At 58.0% G+C, this 23248-nt stretch carries 18 protein-coding genes and 3 pseudogenes; 17 read left to right on the plus strand and 4 right to left on the minus strand.

Annotation, left to right across the window (positions count from 1 at the left end; all coding sequences use genetic code 11):
* Positions 1-278: 278 nt before the first annotated feature.
* Positions 279-479 (minus strand): annotated as a pseudogene (locus tag FJ490_RS25685) (IS21 family transposase); the annotation flags it as partial.
* A 267-nt stretch (positions 480-746) separates the two neighbouring features.
* Here FJ490_RS25685 and FJ490_RS25690 point away from each other — a divergent pair.
* The 3 genes and pseudogenes from FJ490_RS25690 (at position 747) to FJ490_RS25700 (ending at position 3983) form a co-directional block, all read left to right on the plus strand.
* A complete protein-coding gene (locus tag FJ490_RS25690) occupies positions 747-1994 on the plus strand; it encodes an acetyl-CoA carboxylase biotin carboxylase subunit family protein (RefSeq protein ID WP_064994224.1) in 1248 nt (415 codons plus the stop codon).
* Between the two features lie 222 nt (positions 1995-2216).
* Positions 2217-2524, plus strand: a pseudogene (locus tag FJ490_RS25695) (IS21 family transposase); the annotation flags it as partial.
* A gap of 229 nt (positions 2525-2753) precedes the next feature.
* Positions 2754-3983, plus strand: coding sequence for an acetyl-CoA carboxylase biotin carboxylase subunit family protein (locus tag FJ490_RS25700; RefSeq protein ID WP_084015912.1), 1230 nt, complete (start codon positions 2754-2756; stop codon positions 3981-3983).
* Between the two features lie 615 nt (positions 3984-4598).
* On the opposite strand, the pseudogene FJ490_RS33295 reads toward FJ490_RS25700, so the two are convergent.
* From FJ490_RS33295 to FJ490_RS25715, 3 genes and pseudogenes are all read right to left on the minus strand, one after another.
* A pseudogene (locus tag FJ490_RS33295) lies at positions 4599-4720 on the minus strand (IS630 family transposase); the annotation flags it as partial.
* A gap of 191 nt (positions 4721-4911) precedes the next feature.
* On the minus strand, positions 4912-5097 hold the full coding sequence (locus FJ490_RS25710) for a hypothetical protein (RefSeq protein ID WP_064994220.1): 186 nt from the start codon (positions 5095-5097) through the stop codon (positions 4912-4914).
* Positions 5098-5369: 272 nt separating this feature from the next.
* Positions 5370-5699, minus strand: coding sequence for a hypothetical protein (locus FJ490_RS25715; protein ID WP_064994219.1), 330 nt, complete (start codon positions 5697-5699; stop codon positions 5370-5372).
* An 812-nt stretch (positions 5700-6511) separates the two neighbouring features.
* On the opposite strand from FJ490_RS25715, the gene FJ490_RS25725 reads away from it, so the two are divergent.
* The 14 genes from FJ490_RS25725 to FJ490_RS25790 all read left to right on the plus strand — a co-directional run bounded on the left by FJ490_RS25725 (position 6512) and on the right by FJ490_RS25790 (position 23128).
* Positions 6512-8119, plus strand: coding sequence for an ABC transporter substrate-binding protein (locus tag FJ490_RS25725; protein WP_064994218.1), 1608 nt, complete (start codon positions 6512-6514; stop codon positions 8117-8119).
* Positions 8119-9060, plus strand: coding sequence for an ABC transporter permease (locus tag FJ490_RS25730; RefSeq protein ID WP_064994217.1), 942 nt, complete (start codon positions 8119-8121; stop codon positions 9058-9060). Before FJ490_RS25725 ends, FJ490_RS25730 begins: the two co-directional genes overlap by 1 nt.
* Position 9061: 1 nt before the next feature.
* Positions 9062-9943, plus strand: coding sequence for an ABC transporter permease (locus FJ490_RS25735; RefSeq protein WP_064994216.1), 882 nt, complete (start codon positions 9062-9064; stop codon positions 9941-9943).
* Between the two features lie 7 nt (positions 9944-9950).
* On the plus strand, positions 9951-10952 hold the full coding sequence (locus tag FJ490_RS25740; RefSeq protein WP_064994215.1) for an ABC transporter ATP-binding protein: 1002 nt from the start codon (positions 9951-9953) through the stop codon (positions 10950-10952).
* A complete protein-coding gene (locus tag FJ490_RS25745; RefSeq protein WP_064994214.1) occupies positions 10949-12022 on the plus strand; it encodes an oligopeptide/dipeptide ABC transporter ATP-binding protein in 1074 nt (357 codons plus the stop codon). The genes FJ490_RS25740 and FJ490_RS25745 overlap by 4 nt, the downstream gene beginning before the upstream one ends.
* A 45-nt stretch (positions 12023-12067) precedes the next feature.
* Positions 12068-13435, plus strand: coding sequence for a CapA family protein (locus FJ490_RS25750; protein WP_064994213.1), 1368 nt, complete (start codon positions 12068-12070; stop codon positions 13433-13435).
* 370 nt (positions 13436-13805) lie between these two features.
* The gene (locus tag FJ490_RS25755) at positions 13806-14801 is read left to right on the plus strand and encodes a succinylglutamate desuccinylase/aspartoacylase family protein (RefSeq protein ID WP_064994212.1); all 996 of its coding nucleotides are present in this window, start codon (positions 13806-13808) and stop codon (positions 14799-14801) included.
* Between the two features lie 81 nt (positions 14802-14882).
* A complete protein-coding gene (locus FJ490_RS25760) occupies positions 14883-16133 on the plus strand; it encodes a methylaspartate ammonia-lyase (RefSeq protein WP_064994231.1) in 1251 nt (416 codons plus the stop codon).
* A 15-nt stretch (positions 16134-16148) separates the two neighbouring features.
* Positions 16149-17300 carry a CaiB/BaiF CoA-transferase family protein gene (locus tag FJ490_RS25765; protein ID WP_064994211.1) on the plus strand — a complete coding sequence of 384 codons (1152 nt, stop codon included), beginning with the start codon at positions 16149-16151 and terminating at the stop codon, positions 17298-17300.
* Between the two features lie 118 nt (positions 17301-17418).
* Positions 17419-18333, plus strand: coding sequence for a CoA ester lyase (locus tag FJ490_RS25770; protein ID WP_086081362.1), 915 nt, complete (start codon positions 17419-17421; stop codon positions 18331-18333).
* 116 nt (positions 18334-18449) lie between these two features.
* Entirely contained in the window at positions 18450-19376 is a 927-nt protein-coding gene (locus FJ490_RS25775; RefSeq protein WP_064994229.1) for a LysR family transcriptional regulator, read from the plus strand.
* Between the two features lie 200 nt (positions 19377-19576).
* On the plus strand, positions 19577-21010 hold the full coding sequence (locus FJ490_RS25780) for an NAD-dependent succinate-semialdehyde dehydrogenase (protein WP_064994228.1): 1434 nt from the start codon (positions 19577-19579) through the stop codon (positions 21008-21010).
* Complete coding sequence (locus FJ490_RS25785; protein ID WP_064994210.1) at positions 21007-22560, plus strand: fumarate hydratase; 1554 nt, start codon at positions 21007-21009, stop codon at positions 22558-22560. The genes FJ490_RS25780 and FJ490_RS25785 overlap by 4 nt, the downstream gene beginning before the upstream one ends.
* Positions 22561-22630: 70 nt before the next feature.
* The gene (locus tag FJ490_RS25790) at positions 22631-23128 is read left to right on the plus strand and encodes an Lrp/AsnC family transcriptional regulator (RefSeq protein ID WP_064994209.1); all 498 of its coding nucleotides are present in this window, start codon (positions 22631-22633) and stop codon (positions 23126-23128) included.
* Positions 23129-23248 lie beyond the last annotated feature (120 nt).

Consider the following 23248-nt stretch of genomic DNA (forward strand, 5'->3'; position numbering starts at 1 on the left):
CGGACCGCCCGAGCAACCCTCGGACGCGCAGTGTAGGGTGAGCCACCTCACCGGCAGAAGCGGACATACGGTCTTACACTTGACCGCAACCTTCGTGAGCAGATGCTGATCGAGAGTAAGACCGTATGTCCGCTTCTGCCGGTGAGGTGGCTCGCCCTACACTGCGCGTCCGAGGGTTACTCGGGCGGGCCGAGCCGATCCTCATCACAGTAGGACGAGCCGTGGCAGATTATAGGGGAGCAAGATTATAGGGAAGCATTTGTCGGACTCGATGTCAGGTGGACCTTCGCCGACTTCCACTCGGGTATTAGAACGGCCGCCGGCAGCGGCTTCAAGGCGGCCCGCTCGATCTCCTCGAACAGTTCGCGGCGGCTTTGGCCGACATGGCGCATCGGCCGATTGTTCAGATTCTCTAGCAGTTAGGCGATCGCCGCGTTGAGCTCGGCGTTCGAGAAGAAGGATCAACGACGCCGCGACCGCGGGCGGACACCAGAACTCTCCGGGCCTGACAAAATGCGCCACAGCTGCTTCGCCGGAACGTCGGCACGCAGCTTTGTCAGAGCGCGCCGCGCTGCAACGGCTGCAGCGTTAATCGTTGAATCTTAAACTAAAGCTTAGCGAATCTTTGCAACCGCAGGCCGCCGACAGTGATAACTTCACCGCCAAATCTGAGGTCCGGGAGCGATAAGGAGCTGATGCTTTTTACGCTCGGACCACCGCATAGCATGCAATAAAGGTCAGGGCCAATGACAAGAAGAGCGCTCATCATGGTTGAAGGCCATAGGAGTATGGGTCTGCTATTCGTCCAAGCGGCCCAGCGTCTTGGTCTTCATCCAATTACCCTGTCGGCTGATCCAGCTCCGTACGGCTACCTTGCAGCAGAAAGCGTTGATACAATCCCTGTCGATACAGCCAATCTCGATGCGCTGATCCACGTATGTTCCCGGCTGCGTGCGACCTATAAGATTGCAGGCATTACGGGCGCCGAGGAAGAGATTTATGCGATGGTTGGCAAGCTCTGCCGGCACTTCGACCTACCGGGCCCGGACCCCGAATCGGTTGAACGATGCTGTGATAAATTCCTTCAACGTCAGCTCCTCGCTGAGGCTGGCGTGGCAATGCCTGCTTATCGCTTGGCAATGAACACCGCGGATGCAGAAATCGCTGCCGCCGAAATTGGCCTCCCAGTGATTCTCAAACCGGCCGTAGGCACCGGCAGCAGCGGTGTCCGATTGTGCCGCAATGTGGACGAAGTAGCCGAACATACCACCTATCTGTTGGGCGGTAAGTACACATGGCGGTCTTCCCCGAGAATACTCGTGGAAGAATTCGCACAAGGACCTTATTATGCCACCCATATTATGGGAAATGAGGTTATTGGGATTGAGGCTGCTGACTTCGACCGTCCACCCCATTTTGTCTTTCGTGAGGGCATCTATCCGGCACCGCTTACTGGTCACGAGCAGAAACGCATGGCCGATGTATCGCTGAGCTGTTTGCGCGCTCTCGGCCTTGGCTGGGGGCCAAGCTTCGTTGAACTCCGGTGGACGAAGGTTGGTCCAGTCGTCATTGAAGTCAATCCGCGCCTTGGTGGCGGTCCTCAACACATCCAGCTGGCTGACGGTGTCGATCTCATTACGGAGCACATCAAGCTTGTCATCGGCAATGAATGGAATTTGCGCAAAACGCACTCAAACGTTGCGGGCTGGCGGAACCTACTTCCCGACCGCGATGGCACCCTCGATTGGATCGACAACGGCAGTCAGGCCGCTGCTGTACCAGGTGTCGCTGAGGTCAAATTCTATGTTGAACCCAACAAGCCGATCGTCAGGAAAGGTGATTACCGAGACTCTCTCGGATCTGTCATGGCCGTTTCGCCCAACCTTGCTCAGACCCAGGCAATACTTCAGCGTGCCGTCGACTTAGTTAGCTGGTCGATCACACCATTTCCGAGTGTGAATGAACAGGAACAGCCTGCAGCCCCTTACTCCTAGCGCAGTTAGGTAGCGCGGAGCGGATGGAGTGTGAATCGTCCGGGCTCTTTTTTCCAGGCCTTGCAGATGATCGATATGCACCGGAACAAAGCTGTTGTCGCACTTGCCGCCAAGATGGCGCATGTCTGGGTTGTCCTGACCAAGCGCTCTTCGAACGCAGGGACCCCTGCTTTCGTCTGACGCTCCGGCTCCATTGCAATTCTCGGGAATGATGACGAAACAGTGGCGCTGACGCTATTGTGGCAGGAGTATCGCGCCGTCCATCCCGACGGCTACGGCTACACCTGGTTCTGCGAGCACTTCGCCGCTTTCGAACGCCGGACGAGCGCGACATTCAGCAATCGGCATGCGGCGGGCGCGGTGATGCAGACGGGCTATTCCGGGCACACGGTCCCGGTGATCGATCCGGCGACCGGCGTCATTTACCGGCGCAGATTTTTGTCGCGGTGCTGGGCGCATCCAATCTGACCTTCGCCTTTGGGAGCCTCATTCAAAAGCTGCCGGACGGGATCGAGGGCCAGCTACAAGCGACCCCAGCCCGCGTGTCGGACAGGCTCCTAGGCCATGCCCTGCTGTGCAGCATCACCACCGAGGAATCGACTAATTCCGTCGTGTAACAGATCTTGCATGAAAAACTCACAAGTCTTCGCGATCGCAGGTATCTGACTGTGGTAGATTAAGCCGGGGTACAGCAAAAAGCTGTGATGTTGCTTTTACGCCTCAGACGCCCAACAGCACACAACATCGGAGTTAACAGCCATGGCGAGAAGAGCGCTCATCCTGATTGAAGGCTCAAGGAGCAATGGTCCGTTATATATCCAGGCGGCCCAGCGTCTAGGTCTTCATCCAGTTACCCTTTCAGCCGATCCAGACCGGTATAACTATCTTGCGGTGGAAAACGTTGAGGCAATCCGGGTCAATACAGACGATCTCGATGCGCTGATCCGCGAATGTTCCTGGTTGCATGCAACGTACGGCATTGCTGGCATTACTGGGTTTGCGGGTGACGACGAGTCGGTCTATGCGACAGTTGGCAAGCTCTGCCGGCATTTCAATCTACCAGGACCGAACCCCGCATCGATTGAACGATGCTGCGACAAATTCACTCAACGTCAGCTCCTTGCGGAGGCTGGGGTTCCGATACCTGCATATCGCCTCGCAGCGAATGCGGCGGAGGTTGAAAGCTGCGCTGCGGAGCTCGGCCTGCCGGTAGTTCTGAAGCCTACGGTAGGCAGCGGCAGCATCGGTGTCCGATTGGGCCGTACCGTCGAAGAGGTGGCTCAATATACAGCCTTTCTGTTGGGCGGGAAGCACGTATTGCAGTCTTCGTCGAGGATACTGGTCGAAGAATTCGCACAAGGCCCCCATTATATTGTTCATATAATGGGAAATGAGGTGTTTGGGATTGAGGCCGCTGATTTCGACCGCCCACCGCATTTCGTCTTCCGTGAAGGCATCTTTCCAGCACCGCTTGCTGATGAGGAGCATGAGCGTATCGCCAACGTTTCGCTGAGTTGTTTGCCAGCTCTCGACCTTGGCTGGGGACCAACGTGCGTTGAACTCCGGTGGACCAAGCGGGGCCCGGTCGTCATTGAAGTCAATCCGCGTCTTGGTGGCGGTCCTGATGCGGTTCAGCTGGCCTACGGCGTCGATCTCATCGCCGAGCACATCAAGCTTGTCATTGGTAAGGAATGGGATTTGCGCAGAAGGCAGTCTCACATTGCTGCCTGGCGGTGCCTGCTTCCTGATCGCGATGGCATCCTCGATTGGATTGATGGCGACAGTCTGGCGGCTGCTGTACCAGGTGTCGCCGCGGTCAAATTGTATGTTGAACCCAAGACGCCGATTGTCAGGCAAGGTGATTACCGAGACTCGCTAGGATGGGTCATAGCTGTTTCCCCGCGCCTTGCTGAGACCGAGATCGCCCTTCAGCGTGCTGTCGATTTAATCAATTGGTCGATCACACCGTTTCCACCAGTTGGGGACTAGTAATAATCTTCAGTTCGTTCTTCTGGGCCGGAAGCGAAGGTGCGGCAGATAGGAGATAATGAAAGCTTTATCGCAGTAGGGGAGAAGTATTTTCTGATTTTACCAAGTCCTGACACGGAATCCAGGATCGGGGAGAGCAGCAAGGGACTTCAGCGCCTAGTTGTGCCCGCCACAAGTCTGGCCGCTAAGCAGCGACGAAGAGCTTCGCGTGAGATTTGGACCTGCAATGAGCGGTGCTTCTGAAATATGAGCCCGTACATCAAAGCCGCGGCCCGTACACTTTGGCCAGGGTTAGGAAATTCGTTGCGATTAACGGAAGGCGAAGCGCTGATGCCGCCACGCGCGCACTTTCGGTAGCTGTGAGCAAGTAGTTGTCGAGACTGGACGGCCTTGTTGGCCGGCCTTTCGGCGTTGATGTCATTGAGGAAGCGAATGAACTACTGGTGGCGGTGCCGCTGCATGTTGCGGCCGCGCCGTCGAGCAAGTTGGTCACGGCAAAGAGAGCGGTGGTGCCGTGCTACTTCTAGTCATGCGCCATGGTGCCCCCGCCTCCCAGCTTCATGGACAGGCCAGGCTGGGGCTTCGGTCCGGCGCCTGGATCTGCAAAATTTCATCAGACGGCGGACCGACGTAAAGCCCGAGACATCGCGCCGTTTGTCGACAAATGTCGGATCGTTGGAGAGCTTGAACTGCCGCGAGCGGTGTGGCTGAAGACCATACGCCTTCCCGATGCGCTGGCTGGCGCTGGCGCTGATGTCGGCTACCTTCGCCATCATGGCGGCCGTCCAGCGCGTCGTCTCGGCGGGCGGGTCTTCGAGCGTGAGCGCAACAACGCGTTCGGCGACATCCGGGCCGAGCGGGGGGTGCGCGAGGGCCGCTTCTTGTGCGCAGCAGTTTTTCAAAGCCTTCCTCTGCGAAGCGCTCGCTGTCAACCGCCAGACGTTTTGGACTTGCCGGTCCGCCGCATGATTTCGACGGTGCCAACACCATCGGCGCTCAACAGCACGGTCTCGGCACGCCAGACATTCTTCTGCGGACTGTTGCGGTCGATGACCAGGGCGGTCAGCCGCCGATGATCAGAAGGCGAGACGGCTAGAGATATTCTACCGCGCATGATGCACAGGCAGCAGGTAATTCTACCCCAGAACTCTTATGTCAGGCGGAGACCATTAGGTGCCTTCAGCAATACCAGCGTGCATTAACCGCGCCTATCAGTGAATCTTAAAAAACGACAGCATCCCGAAACAAGGGAGTTCATAGAAATCTAAACCAAGGAGCGCGCATTCAAAGGTTATGGCTCAAACTTTGTTAAGCTTCCGTAAACTATAAAGTGCCAGCCCAGAGAGGAATCTTCCGATGTACACCCTCGAAACGTCCCACCTCATCCTAAGGTGTCCGTCGCATTGCGACGAGATTCTTCTGCATGGACTGCATAGCGATCCGTTCGTGGTAAACGCCATCAGAGACGGAGTCTCTCCGACAATAGAGCAGACGAAAGCTGAGCTTCTTCAGTTCATCAATCATTGGCAGCATCATCGTTTCGGCTATTGGATAATCGATATCAAAGACGAGGGTAAGGCCAAAAAATTCGCTGGTTACTGTGGACTTGTACGGGGAGACTCCGTAGAGGAGAGCAACGTGTAAATTGTAACCCGCCTCCACCTTGCTGCCTCCGGGAAAGGCATCGCGGTCGAAGCTGGGAGAGCGGTAGTGCAATTTGCTTTCGACTATTTAGAAATTAATAAAGTGACTGCGTTCGTTCGCCCAGGTAACACTCGCTCGCTCATCAAAAATCTGAAGATTGGGTTTCACTACGTAGATGACATAGTGTTCGAGAAAGGGACTAGAAGGCGCCTAGAGGTTTCTCCTAAAACTGCTGTAAGATCCGACAGTTTACGTGTGTTTGATTGCAGAGAGACGGGAATCACTCGAAATCCGTAGCGCTACGCCCGGCCCGCATTGAACACAGTCGCACGATTGGTGGCGGCGCCTCCTTCTCGTACTCGGTCGTAGCCATTCCCCGCTGTGATTGAGGCCCGGACAACGCCAAATTAGTAGACTAGATTGTCGCCGTTCGATCTCCGTCCCGATATCATCAATTTCGCGATCCATTCGGCGTCGCTGAGTGGCCAGAAGGCGATCTGCCCCTGCTTTCGGAGCGGACCAGGAAAACTCCCTGTTCCGCAAGGTTAGCATCCAAGCGATGAAGGCCGCTGTTCTTCATCCATGATATCGGAAGATCCGCCGGAAATCGGCGCGAAGACCTAACACGCTGCGTCTTACTCTCGGTCAGGCCGAATTGTATCGCCGGCCGCGTGCCGCTTCGCAGATCGGCGCTGCGTTCGACAGCTATCCATCTCGCTTTTAGATGACGACATATACAAACTGCATTTGACGACCGCTTGCGAGTGATGCTGATTGGTAGGCGGAAAGTCGTCATAAGAGCCTGCAATTGGGAACGTCAGACTTTCCGAGATTTGCCCACAGGCGCGGATCCGCCTCGCCACTAATTTAAGGGGAACTGGAACATGACAGTCTCTCGACGCGACCTAATTAAAGTGGGCTTGGTCACCGGAACGGCTTTATCAATCCCTTCGGTCCTGCGGGCGCAGACATCGCCAGCCTCAGCGCGGACGGTGCATATGGTGAAGGGCGACCTGCGTGTGTTTGACCCGATCTGGACGGCGACGAACATCACCGCCGACCACGGGGCGGCGATTTACGACACGCTGTTCTCGCTCGACTCCAAGTTTATGCCGCGGCCGCAAATGGTAGGGAAATGGGGCGTTTCAGACGACAAGAAGACTTATACATTCGAATTGCGGGAGGGGCTCAGCTGGCACGACGGCACCCCCGTGACCGCGGCGGATTGTGTGGCCTCGATCCGTCGCTGGGGCCAGGTGCATCCCGGCGGCCAGCTGATCATGGCTCGCGCCAGCGATATCTCGACGAAGGACGGGAAGACCTTCACGATCGCGCTCAAGGAATCGCTTGGGATTTTGATCGATATCCTGGCAGACCTTACGCCGCCATGCCTTTTCATAATGCGCGAGAAGGATGCGAATCGCCCCGCGACGGAGCAGGTGACCACGAATATCGGATCGGGCCCGTTCAGGTTCAATGAAGCTCTTGCCAAGCCAGGCGCGAGCATCACCTATGATCGCAATGAAAAATACGTTCCACGCAAGGAGCCGACCGAGGGATTGGCCGGGGGGAAGGTCGTCAATGTCGATCGCGTCATCTGGGATGTTATCGCTGACCAGCAGACGGCAATGGCGGCTTTGCAAGCAGGCGAGGTCGATTACGTAGAGTCGCCACCAGCCGATCTGTTCTCGGTGATCGAGGGCGATCTCAATCTTGCACTTCAGGTTCTGGACAAGCAGGGCTGGGACGTGGTGCTTCGCATGAACTTCCTGCATCCGCCGTTCAATAACATCAAGGCGCGCCAAGGGGTGCTTCACCTCATTGATCAGGAAGCGTTCATGCGGATCATGTACCCAGACCCAAAATACGTCGACACCGTCACTTCGATATTCGGCAAGGATACGCTCGTGTCCAACGAGGAGGACACGGGATGGTACAAGAAGGGTGGTGACCCGGAAAAAGCCAAGCAGCTATTCAAGGAGGCTGGATACGCCGGCGAGAAGGTGGTCATTCTCGATCCGACCGACTGGCGCGAGTCCGACAATGCCTCGCAGTTTCTGGCAGCTGAACTGCGCAAGATCGGCATCAATGCCGAGCTTGCGCCTATGGATTGGGGCGGACTGACCGCGCGCCGAGCGAAAAAGGACCCCGTTGAGAACGGCGGCTGGAGTATGTTTATCACGGCCGAATTCGATTATTCGCTAGGTAATCCGCTCGCCAGCCCCCTTCTCCTCGCGAATGGAGACGACGCTTGGTACGGCTGGCCGAAGAACGATGAGTATGAGGCGCTGCGGGCCAAATGGGCAGATGTCGCAACGCTCGATGAGCGAAAGGCACTGGCCCGCAAGATGCAACCAATCTGGTGGGACTTTGTCGGCGACGTGAGGTTGGGAACATATGTCTCGCCGGTCGCGCACCGCAAGTCACTCACAGATCTCATCGGCATGCCGCAGATAGTCCCCATGTGGAACATGCGGAAAGCCTCCGCCTAATGGCGGCCTACATCCTGCGCAGATTGGTTTCGGCGATCGCTGTCATGGTGATGGTCGGGATCTTCGTCTTTCTGCTGCTCAGGATGGCGCCCGGCGACCCGGCAGCGATCATCGCCGGCAAGTCGGCGACGGCCGACATGATCGCCGGCATCCGCGAAAAGCTCGGCCTGAACGATCCCATGCCGGTTCAGTTCATGCATTGGGTGCGCGACATGCTGGGCGGCGATTTCGGCACCTCGATCTTTGCGGGCCGACCCGTTCTCGATCTGATGTCGCAGCGGCTTGAGCCGACCCTTTCGCTGTCGATGCTGACGATGATCCTTTCGGTGACGGTCGGAGTCTCATTCGGCATTCTTGCCGCGTGGCGAACCGGCGGGCTCATCGACCGCCTGCTCGCGGTCTTCTCGGCATTTGGCTATTCGGTCCCGGTCTTTGTCATCGGCTATTTTCTGATATATTTCTTCGCCATCAGAACACATTGGCTGCCGGTTCAGGGCTACCTGCCGATCGAGAGTGGCCTCGGGCCGTGGTTCGTGCATCTGGTGCTGCCCACCGTGGCGTTAAGTCTTGGCTTCATTGCGTTCATCGCCCGGGTGACGCGGGCGAGCATGCTTGAGGTGCTGTCGGAAGACTACATACGAACGGCGGCCGCCAAGGGCGCTTCGTCCTATGCCATGCTTATCCACCACGCCCTCAAGAATGCCGGCGTCCCGATCCTGACGGTGATCGGCATCAGCTTCGCCTATCTGATCGGCGGCGTGGTCCTCACCGAAACGGTGTTCAACATACCCGGCATCGGCCGGCTGGTCGTCGATGCTATCAGCAACCGCGACTATCCGATCATCCAGAGCGTGCTGATCGTGACCTCGGGTCTATACGTGCTCATCAACCTCACGGTCGATCTGGCCTACACCCTGATCGATCCTCGTATACGGTACTGATATGACGATTTTGTCGGCACCAGTTGAAGATGTCCCGGCGAGGCGACTGCGCCTGTCTGATCTTCCGCGTCTAGCAAGGCGTCATCCGCTCGTCCTGACAGGCGGCGGCCTACTGGGGCTTCTGATCATCCTGACGCTGGCGGCGCGGGTTTACGCCGGCGATCCGGGGAACATGGATCCGTTCAAGCGGCTGCAGCCGGCTTCCGCCGAAATGTGGTTCGGCAGCGACAATCTCGGGCGGGATGTGTTTGCGCGAACGATCTTCGGGGCCCGCATCTCGCTCCTGGTCGGGCTGCTGTCGGCGGCGAGCGCTTCCCTGATCGGGCTCCTGATCGGTGTCATCGCTGGTTACAGCCGCAGCTTCGACAATGTCGTCATGCGGATCATGGACGGGCTGATGTCGATCCCGACGATCCTGCTGGCGATTGCGCTCATTTCTCTAACAGGTCCGGGGCTCGGCATCCTGATCGTCGCGATCGCGATCCCCGAGACCCCAGCCGTCGCACGGCTGGTCCGGTCGGTGGTGCTGGGGGTTCGCGAGCGCCCCTATGTTGAGGCCGCGCTGTGCGGCGGGGCGCGCCTGACAAGGGTGCTGTGGCGTCATATCCTGCCCAGCACTATTCCGGCGCTGATGGTGCAGGGCGCTACTGTCTGCGCCAGCGCGATCCTGACGGAGGCGGGGCTCAGCTTTCTTGGCGTAGGCGTTCCGCCCGAGATTCCGAGCTGGGGCAACATGATCGCCAGCTCGCGGCTTTATCTCGCCATCGCGCCGTTGACGATCTTTGCCCCCGGTATCTGCCTGGCCGTCACCGTCCTTGCCGTCAACCTGCTCGGGGACGGCCTGCGCGACCTGTTCGATCCCCGCGCCAGGCAGAGGCGCTGACACGCAGATGCATCAAAGGCTAGGAAACGACCTGCTGCTCGAGGTGCGAGACCTCGAAACGCATTTCTTTGGCGAAGACAGCGTCACCCGTGCGCTGGGCGGCATCAGTTTCCAGGTCAAGAAAGGCGAGACGCTCGGCGTCGTCGGCGAATCCGGATGCGGGAAGAGCGTGACGGCCCTGTCGATCCTTCGCCTGTTGCCAAAGCGGGGCGCCAGGACCGTTGGCGGCGAGGTCCGCTTCCAGGGTCGCGACCTGCTTGGACTGTCCGATCGGGAGATGCGCAAGATCCGCGGCGACCGGATCGCCATGATCTTCCAGGAGCCGATGACGAGCTTAAACCCGGTCTATACGGTCGGGCACCAGATCGCCGAAGCGGTTCAGATCCACACCAAGGCTTCCCGCCCGGCGGCCATGAAGAAAGCCGAAGAGATGCTACGTCTCGTCCGCATCGCGGACCCTGAGCGTCGCGTCAACAACTACCCCCATGAAATGTCGGGCGGCATGCGCCAGCGCGCCATGATCGCCATGGCTCTGGCCTGCTCGCCGGAACTGTTGATCGCCGATGAGCCGACGACGGCGCTCGACGTCACCATCCAGGCGCAGATCCTGCGGCTGATCGTCGATCTGAAGGAGCGCACGGGAACGGCCGTGATGTTCATCACACATGACCTCGGCGTCGTCGCCGAGACCTGCCAGCGCGTGATTGTGATGTATGCCGGTCGTATCGTGGAACAGGCCAACGTCATCGACCTGTTTGCGCGACCGGCGCATCCTTACACTCAAGGGCTTATGCGATCGGTGCCCGACCGGCGGCGCGGCCGCGAGCACCGCCTGCCGGAGATACCCGGCGTGGTGCCAAACCTGCGCGAGCCCATTGTCGGCTGCAGCTTTGCACCACGCTGCCCCTTCGCGATCGATATTTGCCGCGAGAAGACACCCATCCTGCGTGATGTCGGGTCGAGCCAGGCCGCAGCTTGTTGGCGCGCCGAAGAGGTAATGGGCGCATGAACGGTCCTCTGCTGAAAGTCGAGAATCTGACCAAGCATTATCCGCTTGGCTCGGGCCTATTCAAGAAAAGCATTCCGATGATCCGGGCGGTGGAGGATGTATCCTTCAGCGTCGAGGCGGGGGAGACGCTGTGCATCGTCGGCGAATCCGGCTGCGGCAAGTCCACAGTCGCGCGACTGCTGATGCGGCTCGTCGAGCCGACCGGCGGACGCGTGCTGATCGAGGGAACCGATATTGCTGGCCTCACAAAAGGCGCGCTGCGCGCCTGGCGCCGTCGCATGCAGATGGTCTTTCAGGATCCTTACTCGTCGCTGAACCCGCGCCTTACCGCCGGACAGATCATCACGGAACCCGTCGAGAATTTCGAGCGCCTCAGCCGAAGGCAGCGCAACGCACTCGCTGCGGATCTACTCCGAAAAGTCGGAATGTCGCGCGAGATGATGCACAGGCTTCCGTCCGAATTGTCGGGCGGTCAGCGTCAGCGGCTCGGCATTGCACGCGCCCTGTCGCTCAACCCCTCTCTCATCATCGCCGACGAAGCGGTGTCTGCCCTCGACGTCTCCGTGCAGGCACAGATCCTGAACCTGCTCCTGGATCTCCAGCAGCAGATGGGCATCGCCTTTGTCTTCATCTCACATGACCTTGGCGTCGTGGAGCATATCGGCCACAGCGTCGCGGTCATGTATCTCGGGCGGCTCGTGGAGCTTGCGCCGTGCGAGGCGCTCTTTGCCAAGCCGGTCCATCCCTACACCGAGGCTCTGATCGCGGCAGCACCGGTCCCGGATCCGACACGCGTTCGGCTGGAGGCGCCCGTCGAGGGTGAGGTGCCAAGTCCCATTCATCCGCCTAGCGGGTGCGCGTTTCATCCGCGCTGCCCGCTCGCGGTCGAACGTTGCCGTGTCGAAGTCCCGGCTTTGGTGCCTATGGGAGATGGGCGGGTCGTGGCTTGTCATGTGCGCGCTCCGCTGCAAGACATCCTCCATCTAATGCCTGTGCCGGGGGATCATTCGCTCGATCCGATGGTTATGTCAGAAACTTTCGCCGCTCGAACATCTCGAGAGCGCCGCTGACATGACCACCCAATCCAATGTAGCGAAAAGAAGAGAAGAAGGACTATGGAAGAAAATTCACACGTGAGCAGTTCTCATCTGGTCCAGCAGGACGGCAACTACGATACGGTTGGTTCAATTCAAACGAACGTTGAAGATGGCTTCACGATGGTAGCAGTCGGCGACCTAATCGTGTCTCGAGCGGTGACAAAATCTCAAGATCCCGGCTTCGGCGCTATCGTCAAAATCCTTCAGGATGCTGATGTCACTTTTGGCAATCTGGAAGTCAACATCTTTGACAGCAGATCTTTCAAGGGATATCCCCAGGCTGAATACGGCGGCGCGTATCACCTCAGCTTGCCGGAGGTCGGACCCGACTTGAAGGCGATGGGGTTCGACATCGTGGGCCGCGCGAACAACCATACTCTTGACTGGGGCATTGAAGGCATGCGCGAGACGAGCCGGGTGCTCGATGAGAGCGGTGTTGTCCATGCGGGGACGGGCGAGAACCTTGCACAAGCTGGTGCTGCGCGTTTCTTCGAAACGGCACGCGGTCGCGTGGGGTTGGTGTCGTTGGCCACAACATTTGCGCCAATGTTTCGTGCGTGCGATCCCGCTGGCGAGGCCCCTGGTAGACCCGGCCTCAACCCGCTTCGCTTGGCGCAAAACATCGTGGTCCCGTCGGATATGCTGAAAAATCTAAGGCAAGTGCGCGATGGATTGCCCGTTTATTACCAATCCGAATGTGAGCCAACATGCGTCGTGATCGCTGGAGTGACCTTCAAGGCGGGCGACAAGGCGGGATACAGCTATGAACCCGACTCGCGCGATGTCGCCGACATCCTGCGGAACGTTCGCCGCGGCAAGCAGTTCTCTGACTTCTGCATTGTCACCAACCACTGCCACGAGCCTGGTAATTTGAGCCAAGAACCGCCAGATTACGAGCAATCCTTTGCGCGCAAAATGATCGACGCCGGAGCGGACGCGTACGTTGGACACGGGCCCCATCTGCTGCGAGGCATCGAAATCTATCGGGGCCGGCCGATTTTCTATAGCCTGGGTAATTTCTTCGAGGACGACCTTGGGACCCCGACCGGCGCCGACATGTTTGACGAATATGCTAAGGACCCGCGCGTCCATACTGATGCGGAGGTGAAGGTCGCCGAGATGGCAAAAGGGTTCACAGACCCGATCTTCTATGAAAGCATTGTCACGGTAAGCCGTTTCGAGCGGAACCAACTTGCCGAATTGCGGCTATATCCCATCGAACTCGGCCACTCCAAACGGTTTGCCGACCGGGGAATCCCTCAGTTCGCCTCGGCACCTCAAGCCAAGGCCATCCTAGAGCGCCTACGGATTTTATCCGAGCCGTTCGGGACCGAGATCAACATCGAAAACGATGTTGGAGTGATCAGATTGACCCCGGCGCGCTGAGGGCTCGACCAAGTTGCCGCATCTGATTGGGCATTTACATCTGCTGAAATAGAGGACGTGGCAGGCTCGGTGGTGCTTTAGAATCTGCAGAAGCCCTACAAGAACCCGCCTCGTGGCCAGACACGATGGCAGTCCTTTGTAGGCACAGGTATCAACGGTTCACCGCTCCCGTTTTCTCTTTTTTGGACATCGACTAGCCGTGGTCCCAGCTAAGCGGCCTCCATCTAAAAGCGCGATGGCACCGTGCCGGACATTATATTGGCGAATTGACGATCGTGTGGCGCATACTTCGAGCGCGGGAAAATGCAAATGCATAACGGCAACCGAACCCGGCTGCCAGATCGCCTGAATACTCGCAATAGGTTGAACAATGAGCGAAGCACCACATCTTACGTTTGATCTCGAGACGCCCGGCGTGAGCAGGGGGCATCTTGTTGTCCCGGGAGGCGCCGACTCCGGAGAGCTTTCGCTTCCGATCTTCAGTCTCAATAAAGGTGAGGGACCGCGCCTCCTTGTCACCGGCGGAAACCATGGCAATGAACTGGAGGGGCCACTTGTCGCGCGACGGCTTATTGAGTGGCTGCCAGAAGCGCAAACCTGTGGAAGGGTTATCGTCCTACCGGTGCTCAATCCATTGGCCGTGCAGGCATGGAGCCGCAATACTCCGCTCGACGGGTTGAATCTCAATCGCGTGTTTCCGGGCCGCGGCGACGGGTCAGTGACCGAACGAATCGCTGATGCGGTGTCCCGCGTATTGTTGCCAATGGCCGACACGATATTTGATCTGCACAGCTTCGGACCAGCGTGGGATTTTCCACCGGCCGCCACGACGCATCCGATTGCCGATCGCGATCTCATGGCCAGGACGGTGAGAATGGCGGAAGCGTTCAAATTGCCCGTGACTTTGGTCTGGGAATATAACGACACGGTTGGAATGTTCGATATCCTGGCCCAAAACCAGGGCAAGGTATTTGTTTGCACTGAATTTGGTGGCGGCACGGTAGGTGCGGATAATCTCGCGATCTTCGAGGCTGGAGTGCGTAACGCGCTCATCGCGCTCGGGTTGGTCGAGGGCAAAGCCGAATATCCAACATTCCTTGAAAAGAAATCCGGTCAAATACTTGAAACTCGTCCGTCCGACGAGTTGAAATCGCCTGCAACCGGTATCTTCGAACCTCGCTGCTCGGTGTTGGACGAAGTGAAGCAGGGAGCTCTCATAGGAATCCTGCATCCGATGGATTCGCTGTCCGCTAAGCCCATTGGTATCCGCGCGCCTGGAACATCCATCGTCTTAGCCATCCGATCGGGCAGGCATGTGCACGTCAACGAAGAGGTAGCAATCGTCGCGCGACCGCAGAAGATCTAAGATCAAATGCCGACCGGCCAGCGCCCCGCCGGCCAGCAGCGTAACGAATTTTATCCCCTCAGAATGAATCGGGTGACTGAATTGCAGATCAAAGACGTGGTCCTTGCGCCTGGCAACGGTGCATTCTTCTATGATGATCAAGCTGCCATCAGGTCCGGCGCCGTCCAGGATGGTTTCATCTATGTCGGCGTACCGACAACGCCTGGGTTCAAGTCGATTCGCATTCCAGCATCATCGCTCAGCGTCGGGCTTGTCCTTGCCGACGACACCGTCGTTTGGGGCGACATGATGAACGTCCAGTACTCTGGTGCCGGCGGACGCGATCCGCTCTTCGATCCGAATCAAATCTCCGATTTGTCGTGGCGGGTCGTGGTCCCGCGGCTTCTCGATGTCGATGCATCTCTTTATCTGGATGCCTGTGCGAAGGTTTTCGAACCCTACGAACATAAGCCGTTGCCACTCGCGATTCAGTATGGCGTCAGCCAAGCTCTCCTTCGCGCGGCCGCCCATCTTCATCATACGACGATGGCGGAGATCATATGCAATGAATTTGATCTGCCTCTACCGACACGTAGGGTTCCGATTTACTGCCAGAGCGGAGATGCTCGCGAAATCAATGTTGACAAGATGATTTTGAAGGGCGTGGATGTTCTTCCGCACGGATTGATCAACTCGCGCCAGAAATTCGGCGTCGACGGTCAGACCTTCATGGAATTCGTCAAATGGGTTGCAACTCGGACAGGTGAAATCGGCCACGCAGGTTATCATCCGGTCTTGCATTTCGATGTGTATGGCTGGATCGGCCAGGAAATCGGCCTGGAGCCGCGACGCGTTGCCGACTTTATCTGCAAGGTTGCAGAAACCGTTCCGGATTTCACGCTCAATATCGAGTCGCCGGCGGATTATGGTTCCACGCAAGCTCAAATTGAGAAATATGCCCGGATCGTATCGATCCTGGATGACCGGGGATCGGGCGCCCGCGTTGTCGTCGATGAGAGATGCAATACGCTTGAGGATATTCTGCTCTTTGCTGAAGCGAAGGCCGCGCACCTTGTTCAGATAAAGACGCCCGATGTCGGCTCCATGGCCGACACGGCTCGGGCCGTTCTCCTTTGCAAGGAAAATGGGGTCGGAGCGTATGTCGGCGGGAGCTGTACCGAGACAGATCTCTCCGCCCAGGGTTCGGTCCACGTATCGGTGGCAACCCAGGCCGACATGATGCTTGCAAAGCCGGGAATGGGTGTCGACGAGGCATTCTCAATTGTCGGGAATGAACAGAACCGGTTGCTGGCGGTCCTGAGGCGTCGGAATCAAAACGAAAACGTTGGATGAAAAGCACGGTGTCGCATGCAGAACTCTCTTGAGGGGATCACCGTCGTAGCGGTCGAGCAGGCCGTGGCCGCACCCTACGCATCGTCACGCCTTGCAGACGCGGGCGCCCGGGTCATCAAGATCGAGAGGCCCGAAGGTGATTTTGCCCGAAACTACGACAAGTTGGTCCAGGGACAGAGTGCTTACTTCGTCTGGCTCAATCGGGGCAAGGAGTCGGTCTGTCTGGACCTGAAGTTGGAAGCGGACCGCGCAGTCCTGGACGCGCTTATTACCGGTTCGGACGTCTTTATTCAGAATCTGAAACCGGGCAGTACCGAAAAACTCGGTTTTGGATCTGCCGATCTCCGCCGACGTTTTCCGCGGCTGATCACCTGCGATATCTCTGGTTTCGGGGACACAGGGCCATATTCCCATTTGAAGGCATATGATCTCATCGTCCAGGCTGAAACAGGTCTATGCGCGATCACGGGCAACCAGCAAGGACCAGCGCGTGTAGGGGTCTCTGTTTGCGACATCTCGGCGGGCATGACCGCGCATAGCGCCATTCTTCAGGCGCTGTATCACCGTGAGGTCACTGGCGAAGGGACAAGCATTCAGGTGTCACTGTTCGATTCCGTCGCCGATTGGATGAACGTGCCGGTTCTGCAGAACGACTACAGCGGCTATCACACAGTACGCGCCGGCGTGAAACACCCGTCGCTGGCTCCGTATGGCGCCTATCGTTGTGCCGATGACAAGGAAGTCATTTTTTCGGTTCAGAACGACCGCGAGTGGGTGAATTTCTGCGAGAAATTCCTGAAGCAGCCGTCGCTTACACGCGCACCTACTTTTGCAGACAATATGGAGCGGCTCGGACACCGTGCCCAACTTGACGAGATTATTGAAAGGCGGTTTTCCGAATTGTCCTGCCACGAAGCGATGCAGGAGCTTGAAGCGGCCGGTTTGGCATATGGGCGACTGAATGAAGTCGCGGATATTTCAAAACATCCCCATGTTCGCAGGGTTGGAATTGGCACACCTGAAGGAACTGTGGAGACGATAGCGCCGGCCGCAATCTTCAACTCTGAGCACCCGTCGCTGCGTCCAGTTCCAGCTCTTGGCGCCCACACGGAGAGCGTCCGCAAGGAGGTTTCAGCGCGTTTGCACGAAAGAGCTGTGTCAGCATGACCGCGCCGCTTGTCGGGAGCGACGCACTCGGGAGTCCGTGCTTGCTCCGGGCAAAGCACCGGCAGCCGGCCGGCAACCTCACTGGCATCGCTCTCGCTAATATCCGCGAGGCGAGTCCATGATCAAGGACAACCGTCCAGCCGCCGAAAGCTCGCTTCCCGTACCGCGCTGGAGATCCCTACTCTTTGTTCCCGCTCACGTTGCGCGTTTTGTGGCAACGGCCCATCAGCGGGGTGCTGATGGCCTCATTCTCGATCTCGAGGATTCCGTTCCGCAGGAGCAAAAAGGCGAGGCACGGCGGCAGCTTCCTGAATCTGTGGCAAAGGTGGGCAGTAAGGGCGCATCGGTTTTGGTCCGCGTGAACCGAGGTTTGCGCGTCTTGGCGGCCGATCTCGATGCAGCTGTGGTGGCCGGTGTCGATGCATTGGTTCTCCCCAAGACGGATTCGGCAGAGTGGGTTTTAGAGATCGCCAATGCGGTTTCGGAACTTGAACGGGAAAGAAATCTTCCCGTGGGACGCATACGTTTCCTCGCCCAGATCGAGACGCCTGGCGCTTTGCGAAAGCTCGCGACCATTGCGTCGGCGCATCCAAGGATGGTCGCAATGGCGCTTGGTCCTGAAGACTTCAGTGCCGCTGTTGGCGGCGTCCCGGGATTTGATCTGCTCCTGGCCCCGAGCCTTGCCGTGCTGTTCGCTGCCCGTGCGGCCGGATTGCTCCCTTTGGGCTTTATTGGAAGCATGGGCGAGTTCTCGGACACCTATAAACTTCGTGAAGCCGCGGCGCATGCGCGGCGGCTTGGCTTTGCCGGAGCTTTGGCGATCCATCCGGCACAAGTGGCCATTTTCAATGAGGCCTTTTCGCCGAGCGCACAGGAGCTCGAGTGGGCCCGTCGTGTTCTCGCGGCGCAAAAAGATGCGGCAGGGCAGGGTCGAGGCGCTTTCGCCTTCGAGGGAAAGATGGTCGATCCGCCGGTGATTCGAAGGGCCCAAGAAATTGCCGCCGCGGGTCCGGACACCGACTTGGACGTTTGAGTCTTGTGCGGCTGATTTAGAGCCGACTGGGTGCGCCGTGGCACAATTATTGCTGTCGCGCCATCGCATTTCGAGATAGATTGCCGAAATTGGAGTTCGCCCTCGGAAGAGTACCCGTGGAAATCAGACAATTAAGATACTTCGTCGGCGTGGTCGAAGCAGGCAGTTTCACGAAAGCCGCGGGCTTCCTTAATGTCGCCCAAAGCGCGCTAAGCCTGCATGTGCGTCAACTGGAGGAAGGCTTCGGGACTCAGCTGCTGATACGTGACAGGACTGGCGTGAGCGTCACAGCGTCAGGAGCCAAATTGCTCGAGCGGGCACGGGCGATCCTCAAAGAAATTCGACTTACTGAGGTGGAATTGACCAACACAGCTTCTTCCCCTGCCGGGGAGGTAACTATGGGCATTCCATCTGGAGCGGCTCGCGTTCTGAGCGGGCCGCTGCTTGAGGCAGTGAGGAACGAATTGCCCAAGGTGTCCCTCAAAATGGTGGAGGGTATGACTGGACCGCTAGAGGAGTGGATGGCTGCTGGACGCTTCAATCTGGCGGTTCTCTACCGCACCGCGGACAGTGTAGGGCGGATGACGGTGCTAGCGCGCGAAAACCTTTGTCTGGTGGTTCCGTCCGGTGAGCCACCCTTCGAAGATGCTATATCTCTTGCTGACCTGCATGCATTCCCGCTCGCGGTCCCCATGCGCAGCAATAACGTCAGACGTTCAGTCGCTGACGTCGTCGCACAACACGGTTGCGCGCTGGACGTCAAGTTTGAAGTGGACTCGCTCTCAACGATCATCAACATGGTTATAGACGGAAAGGCTTATTCTATTCTCGCTCCGTCCGCGGTTCAGAAAGAAGCCTCTCAAGGGCTGGTCCGGACCGTCAAGATCGTTGATCCGGCGATTACCCGATCCGTCGTGCTTGCTGTGAATCCGAAAGATGAGCGTTCTGCATCCGTTTGCGCGGTACGTAAGCTCATCACCAATGTGGCCAGAGAACTGATTGAGAGCCGCGGCTGGGCTGCAGTGGCTGCTGAGCCGACCTGATAACCGTTCAACTACGAAGCTGGGACATGACCGCTTCCCGCCATCAACATCAGATCGATCTGGATTCCAGATGGATTTCGGCACTAATCGATATTTGACCCTCCGCGACCATCGCGATGAAACTGGCTCAAGCGAGTTCAGTGTTTTTGACATCGAACGGCGCTTGTATGGCATGAATATTTCACTAAGTGGAGCGCGCGATGTCCGACGCTAGGAGCCACCACCTCTTTATCAACGGCAAATGGCGAGCCGGCGGTAGCAGAGCCACATTGCCGGTGGTTAATCCGGCGACGGAGAAGGTATTTGCTTCGGTGGCCTCGGCGACCGTGTCGGATTTGGATGAGGCTCTCGCTTCGACAGAACGGAGCCGCAAGGCGTGGTCCTCGCGGCCAGCCAAACATCGTGGCGAGATCCTCGTAGCAGCCGCCAGGATTCTAGCAGAGAGGGCTGGAGCCGCGGCCAGGGACCTGTCGGCCGAACAGGGAAAGACGATTGCCGAAGCGACAGGTGAGTATGTGCGCGCTGTCGAAACGCTGGAATGGAACGGCAGACATGCCGAGGAGCTGTCGACCCCGATTCCGATGGGTCCGAACCGGATGGTCGTCCCGGAGCCCCTTGGCGTCGTTGCTGCCTTTACCCCTTGGAACTATCCGGCCGTTCTCATCGCCCGCAAGCTCGCCCCTGCGCTTGCGGCAGGCTGCCCGGTGATCCTCAAAGGGGCTGAAGAGACACCGAGCGTGGCAGTCCATATTGTTGAATCGTTGCGCCAAGCAGGCGTTCCGGACGGCGTGGTCAATCTGGTCTTCGGTGTGCCGGTGCATATATCGCGGCATTTGCTCAGTTCGCCAATCGTGAAGGTTTTAACTTTCACCGGTTCAACCGCTGTTGGAAAACAGCTGGCCATGCTCGCGGCGAATAATTTGCAGCGCTGCATCCTCGAACTCGGTGGGCACTCCCCGGTTATTGTGTGCGAGGATGCCGACCTGGCAAAGGCCGTACCGGCTATTTCGGAATACAAGTTCGAGTGCGCGGGCCAGAGCTGCAATGCGCCCAGCAGGATTCTTGTCGCGCGGTCCCTCTATGAGGAATTTCTGTCCCGGATGACGGAGGCGGTCCGCAAGATCAGGATCGGCCTACCAGACGACGCTGCAACGGACATGGGTCCGATGGCGAACGCCCGGCGAATAGAAGCAATGCAGCGCCTGACCAAGGATGCGGTCGAACGAGGCGCCCGCATCCAAACCGGTGGCGCCCGCCTTGACCGACCGGGCTTTTACTGGCCGCCAACCATCCTGACGGCCGTACCGAAGGAAGCGAGAGTGCTTCATGAAGAGCCGTTCGGACCGATCCTCACTGTGGCGCCGTTCGATGCGCTCGAGGAGGCGATTGAGGAGGCCAACGCCACCGATTATGGCTTGGCCGCTTATTTCTTCACGGACGCTGCCAATACGCAGCGAAAGCTGATTAATGGCCTTTCGGCAGGCGCTGTCAGTGTGAATTACCTGAAAGGGGTCTCGGCAGACGCGCCCTATGGGGGAGTCAAGCAGAGTGGCTACGGATATGAAGGCGGCGAACAGGGGGTGCGAAGCTTCCAAATCCTCAAAATGGTCAACGGTCTCAGCTCATTTGGATGAAATCGGTGGGAAGTAGAACACGGACCATCGCCGGCAAGGATATCACAAGGAGCGTTGCCGACGCCCTTCAGTACATCTCGTATTACCATCCTCCAGATTACATCCGGTCTCTTTCGCAGGCCTACGTGAGTGAACAGAGTCGAGCGGCGAAGAATGCCATCGGACAGATCCTGGCTAATTCCCGCATGGCGGCCTTCGGACGGCGGCCGATGTGCCAGGACACCGGTCTTGTGGTGTGCTTCGCCAAGGTCGGTATGGACGTCCGCATCAACTCAGCAGCCAGTTTCGCAGACCTCGTGAATGACGGTGTCCGTCAGGCATATCTCGACCCGGACAATCCGCTTCGGGCATCAATTGTTGCCGATCCGCTTGCCCGACGGATGAACACCCGTGACAACACGCCGGCAGTCGTCCACGTTGACCTTGTGCAAGGTAACAAGATTGAGATCACCATTGCGGCAAAAGGCGGCGGTTCGGAGAACAAGGCCCGTTTCACCACTCTGAACCCAAGCGCATCCGTTGCCGATTGGGTGGTCGACACGGTGGCGACCCTCGGCAGCGGATGGTGCCCCCCCGGCCTGATCTCTGTTGGCGTCGGTGGTAGCGCTGAAAAGGCGATGCTGCTGGCCAAAGAGGCCATGAACGAGCCCATCGATATGGTGGAACTGATTGCCAGGGGAGCGTCCAGCCCAGAGGAGGGGCTGCGGATTGAGCTTTATGAGCGGATCAACGCGCTTGGTATTGGGGCCCAAGGCCTTGGTGGTCTGACGACAGTCGTTGACGTCAAGGTTGCGACCTATCCTACTCATGCGGCGTCCAAGCCCGTTGCCCTCATCCCGCAATGTGCCGCCAACCGGCACCTGAAGTTTACTTTGGACGGCTATGGACCCATCCGACTCCAGCCGCCCGATCTGAGCGAATGGCCCGAAATTGGAACGGACGAATTGAGGCCAGCCGGCGTACGCAGGATCAATCTTGATACGCTGGCGAAGGAAGAGACAGCATCGTGGCGCTGCGGGGAAACCCTCCTTTTATCCGGAACGATGCTGACGGGCCGTGACGCAGCCCACAAGCGGATCGTCGAGTTGATCGACGCCGGCAAGCCGCTTCCGTTCGATCTGCAGGGACGCGTTATCTACTACGTTGGACCCGTCCGCGCGGTGGGAGATGAAGTCGTCGGACCGGCTGGGCCAACGACCTCCAGCCGAATGGACGATTTTACGGAAAAGGTACTAGCCGAAACCGGGCTTTTCGCGATGGTGGGCAAAGCGGAGAGAGGGCGGGCGGCAATACAGTCGATTGCAAGATACAAAACGCCGTATCTCATCGCGGTGGGAGGGGCTGCCTACCTGATCTCAAAATCAATTAAGTCAGCGCGGCTTGTGGCCTTCGAAGACCTTGGCATGGAAGCTGTCTATGAATTCGAGGTGAAGGACATGCCTGTCATCGCAGCTGTCGATGTCGAGGGAAACTCCATTCATGATTCCGGACCTCTTGAGTGGCGAAAGCGCATGGCTGCGGACAGCATCGCACGCAACATCGGCGTTTGAACCCTTCGTGACCAAGAGCCGGTCGTTCCAACCCAATTCCAGTGTCGGCAACGGCATAAGAGCTGAAGTCATGAAGGCAAAACCCAATCCTCTGCGCCTGGACGCCTGGGATATCCGCATTCTTTCAGCGATTCAGTCAGACGGTAGGATTTCAAAAAGCGAGCTTGCGAAGCGCGTCCATCTTTCGGCGTCGGCTTGCTCGGAACGTCTCCGTGCACTCGAGGCCGAAGGAATTATTGAGGGATTCTACGCACGGCTCAGTCCAGCCCTCATTGGCGGCATGGTCTTTGTAATGGTGGAGGTCGTGCTGGACCGTCATCGCCTTGAGGACCAAAGACACTTCGAGGTCGCGATCCAAGATTTTCCCGAAATCTTGGATTGCTGGGCAATTGGGGGAAGGATCGATTATCTGATGCGCGTCGCAACACTTTCCATGGCTACCTATCAAGATTTTATGGAGGGGCTGCTGCAGGCAGGGCTGGGGATTGATCAATATTACAGCCTTGTGGTGACCAAACCTGTGAAATCGAATGCACCGATCCCCTTGTCCTCACTAAGACAGCGGTAGACGCCCAGGCCTGATTCCGCGGGTTTGGACCTCCATTCCGCGAATTCCGTGGCGAAACACGCGCATTCCCGTGAAACCCGAAGGAGCGCTTCCCGTATAAGAGGCAACTGGTCGAGCCTG

The organism is Mesorhizobium sp. B2-5-11 (assembly GCF_006440835.1).
Classification (GTDB): Bacteria; Pseudomonadota; Alphaproteobacteria; order Rhizobiales; family Rhizobiaceae; genus Mesorhizobium.

What these genes read in the sequence shown, in the direction of transcription:
- FJ490_RS25725 (WP_064994218.1), top strand. Translation starts at nt 6,512, where the DNA reads ATGACAGTCTCTCGACGCGACCTAATTAAAGTGGGCTTGGTCACCGGA.
- FJ490_RS25755 (WP_064994212.1), top strand. Translation starts at nt 13,806, where the DNA reads ATGAGCGAAGCACCACATCTTACGTTTGATCTCGAGACGCCCGGCGTG.
- FJ490_RS25710 (WP_064994220.1), bottom strand. Translation starts at nt 5,097, where the DNA reads ATGCGCGGTAGAATATCTCTAGCCGTCTCGCCTTCTGATCATCGGCGG.
- FJ490_RS25770 (WP_086081362.1), top strand. Translation starts at nt 17,419, where the DNA reads ATGATCAAGGACAACCGTCCAGCCGCCGAAAGCTCGCTTCCCGTACCG.
- FJ490_RS25730 (WP_064994217.1), top strand. Translation starts at nt 8,119, where the DNA reads ATGGCGGCCTACATCCTGCGCAGATTGGTTTCGGCGATCGCTGTCATG.
- FJ490_RS25735 (WP_064994216.1), top strand. Translation starts at nt 9,062, where the DNA reads ATGACGATTTTGTCGGCACCAGTTGAAGATGTCCCGGCGAGGCGACTG.
- FJ490_RS25740 (WP_064994215.1), top strand. Translation starts at nt 9,951, where the DNA reads ATGCATCAAAGGCTAGGAAACGACCTGCTGCTCGAGGTGCGAGACCTC.
- FJ490_RS25750 (WP_064994213.1), top strand. Translation starts at nt 12,068, where the DNA reads ATGGAAGAAAATTCACACGTGAGCAGTTCTCATCTGGTCCAGCAGGAC.
- FJ490_RS25785 (WP_064994210.1), top strand. Translation starts at nt 21,007, where the DNA reads ATGAAATCGGTGGGAAGTAGAACACGGACCATCGCCGGCAAGGATATC.
- FJ490_RS25780 (WP_064994228.1), top strand. Translation starts at nt 19,577, where the DNA reads ATGTCCGACGCTAGGAGCCACCACCTCTTTATCAACGGCAAATGGCGA.
- FJ490_RS25690 (WP_064994224.1), top strand. Translation starts at nt 747, where the DNA reads ATGACAAGAAGAGCGCTCATCATGGTTGAAGGCCATAGGAGTATGGGT.
- FJ490_RS25790 (WP_064994209.1), top strand. Translation starts at nt 22,631, where the DNA reads ATGAAGGCAAAACCCAATCCTCTGCGCCTGGACGCCTGGGATATCCGC.
- FJ490_RS25700 (WP_084015912.1), top strand. Translation starts at nt 2,754, where the DNA reads ATGGCGAGAAGAGCGCTCATCCTGATTGAAGGCTCAAGGAGCAATGGT.
- FJ490_RS25745 (WP_064994214.1), top strand. Translation starts at nt 10,949, where the DNA reads ATGAACGGTCCTCTGCTGAAAGTCGAGAATCTGACCAAGCATTATCCG.
- FJ490_RS25765 (WP_064994211.1), top strand. Translation starts at nt 16,149, where the DNA reads ATGCAGAACTCTCTTGAGGGGATCACCGTCGTAGCGGTCGAGCAGGCC.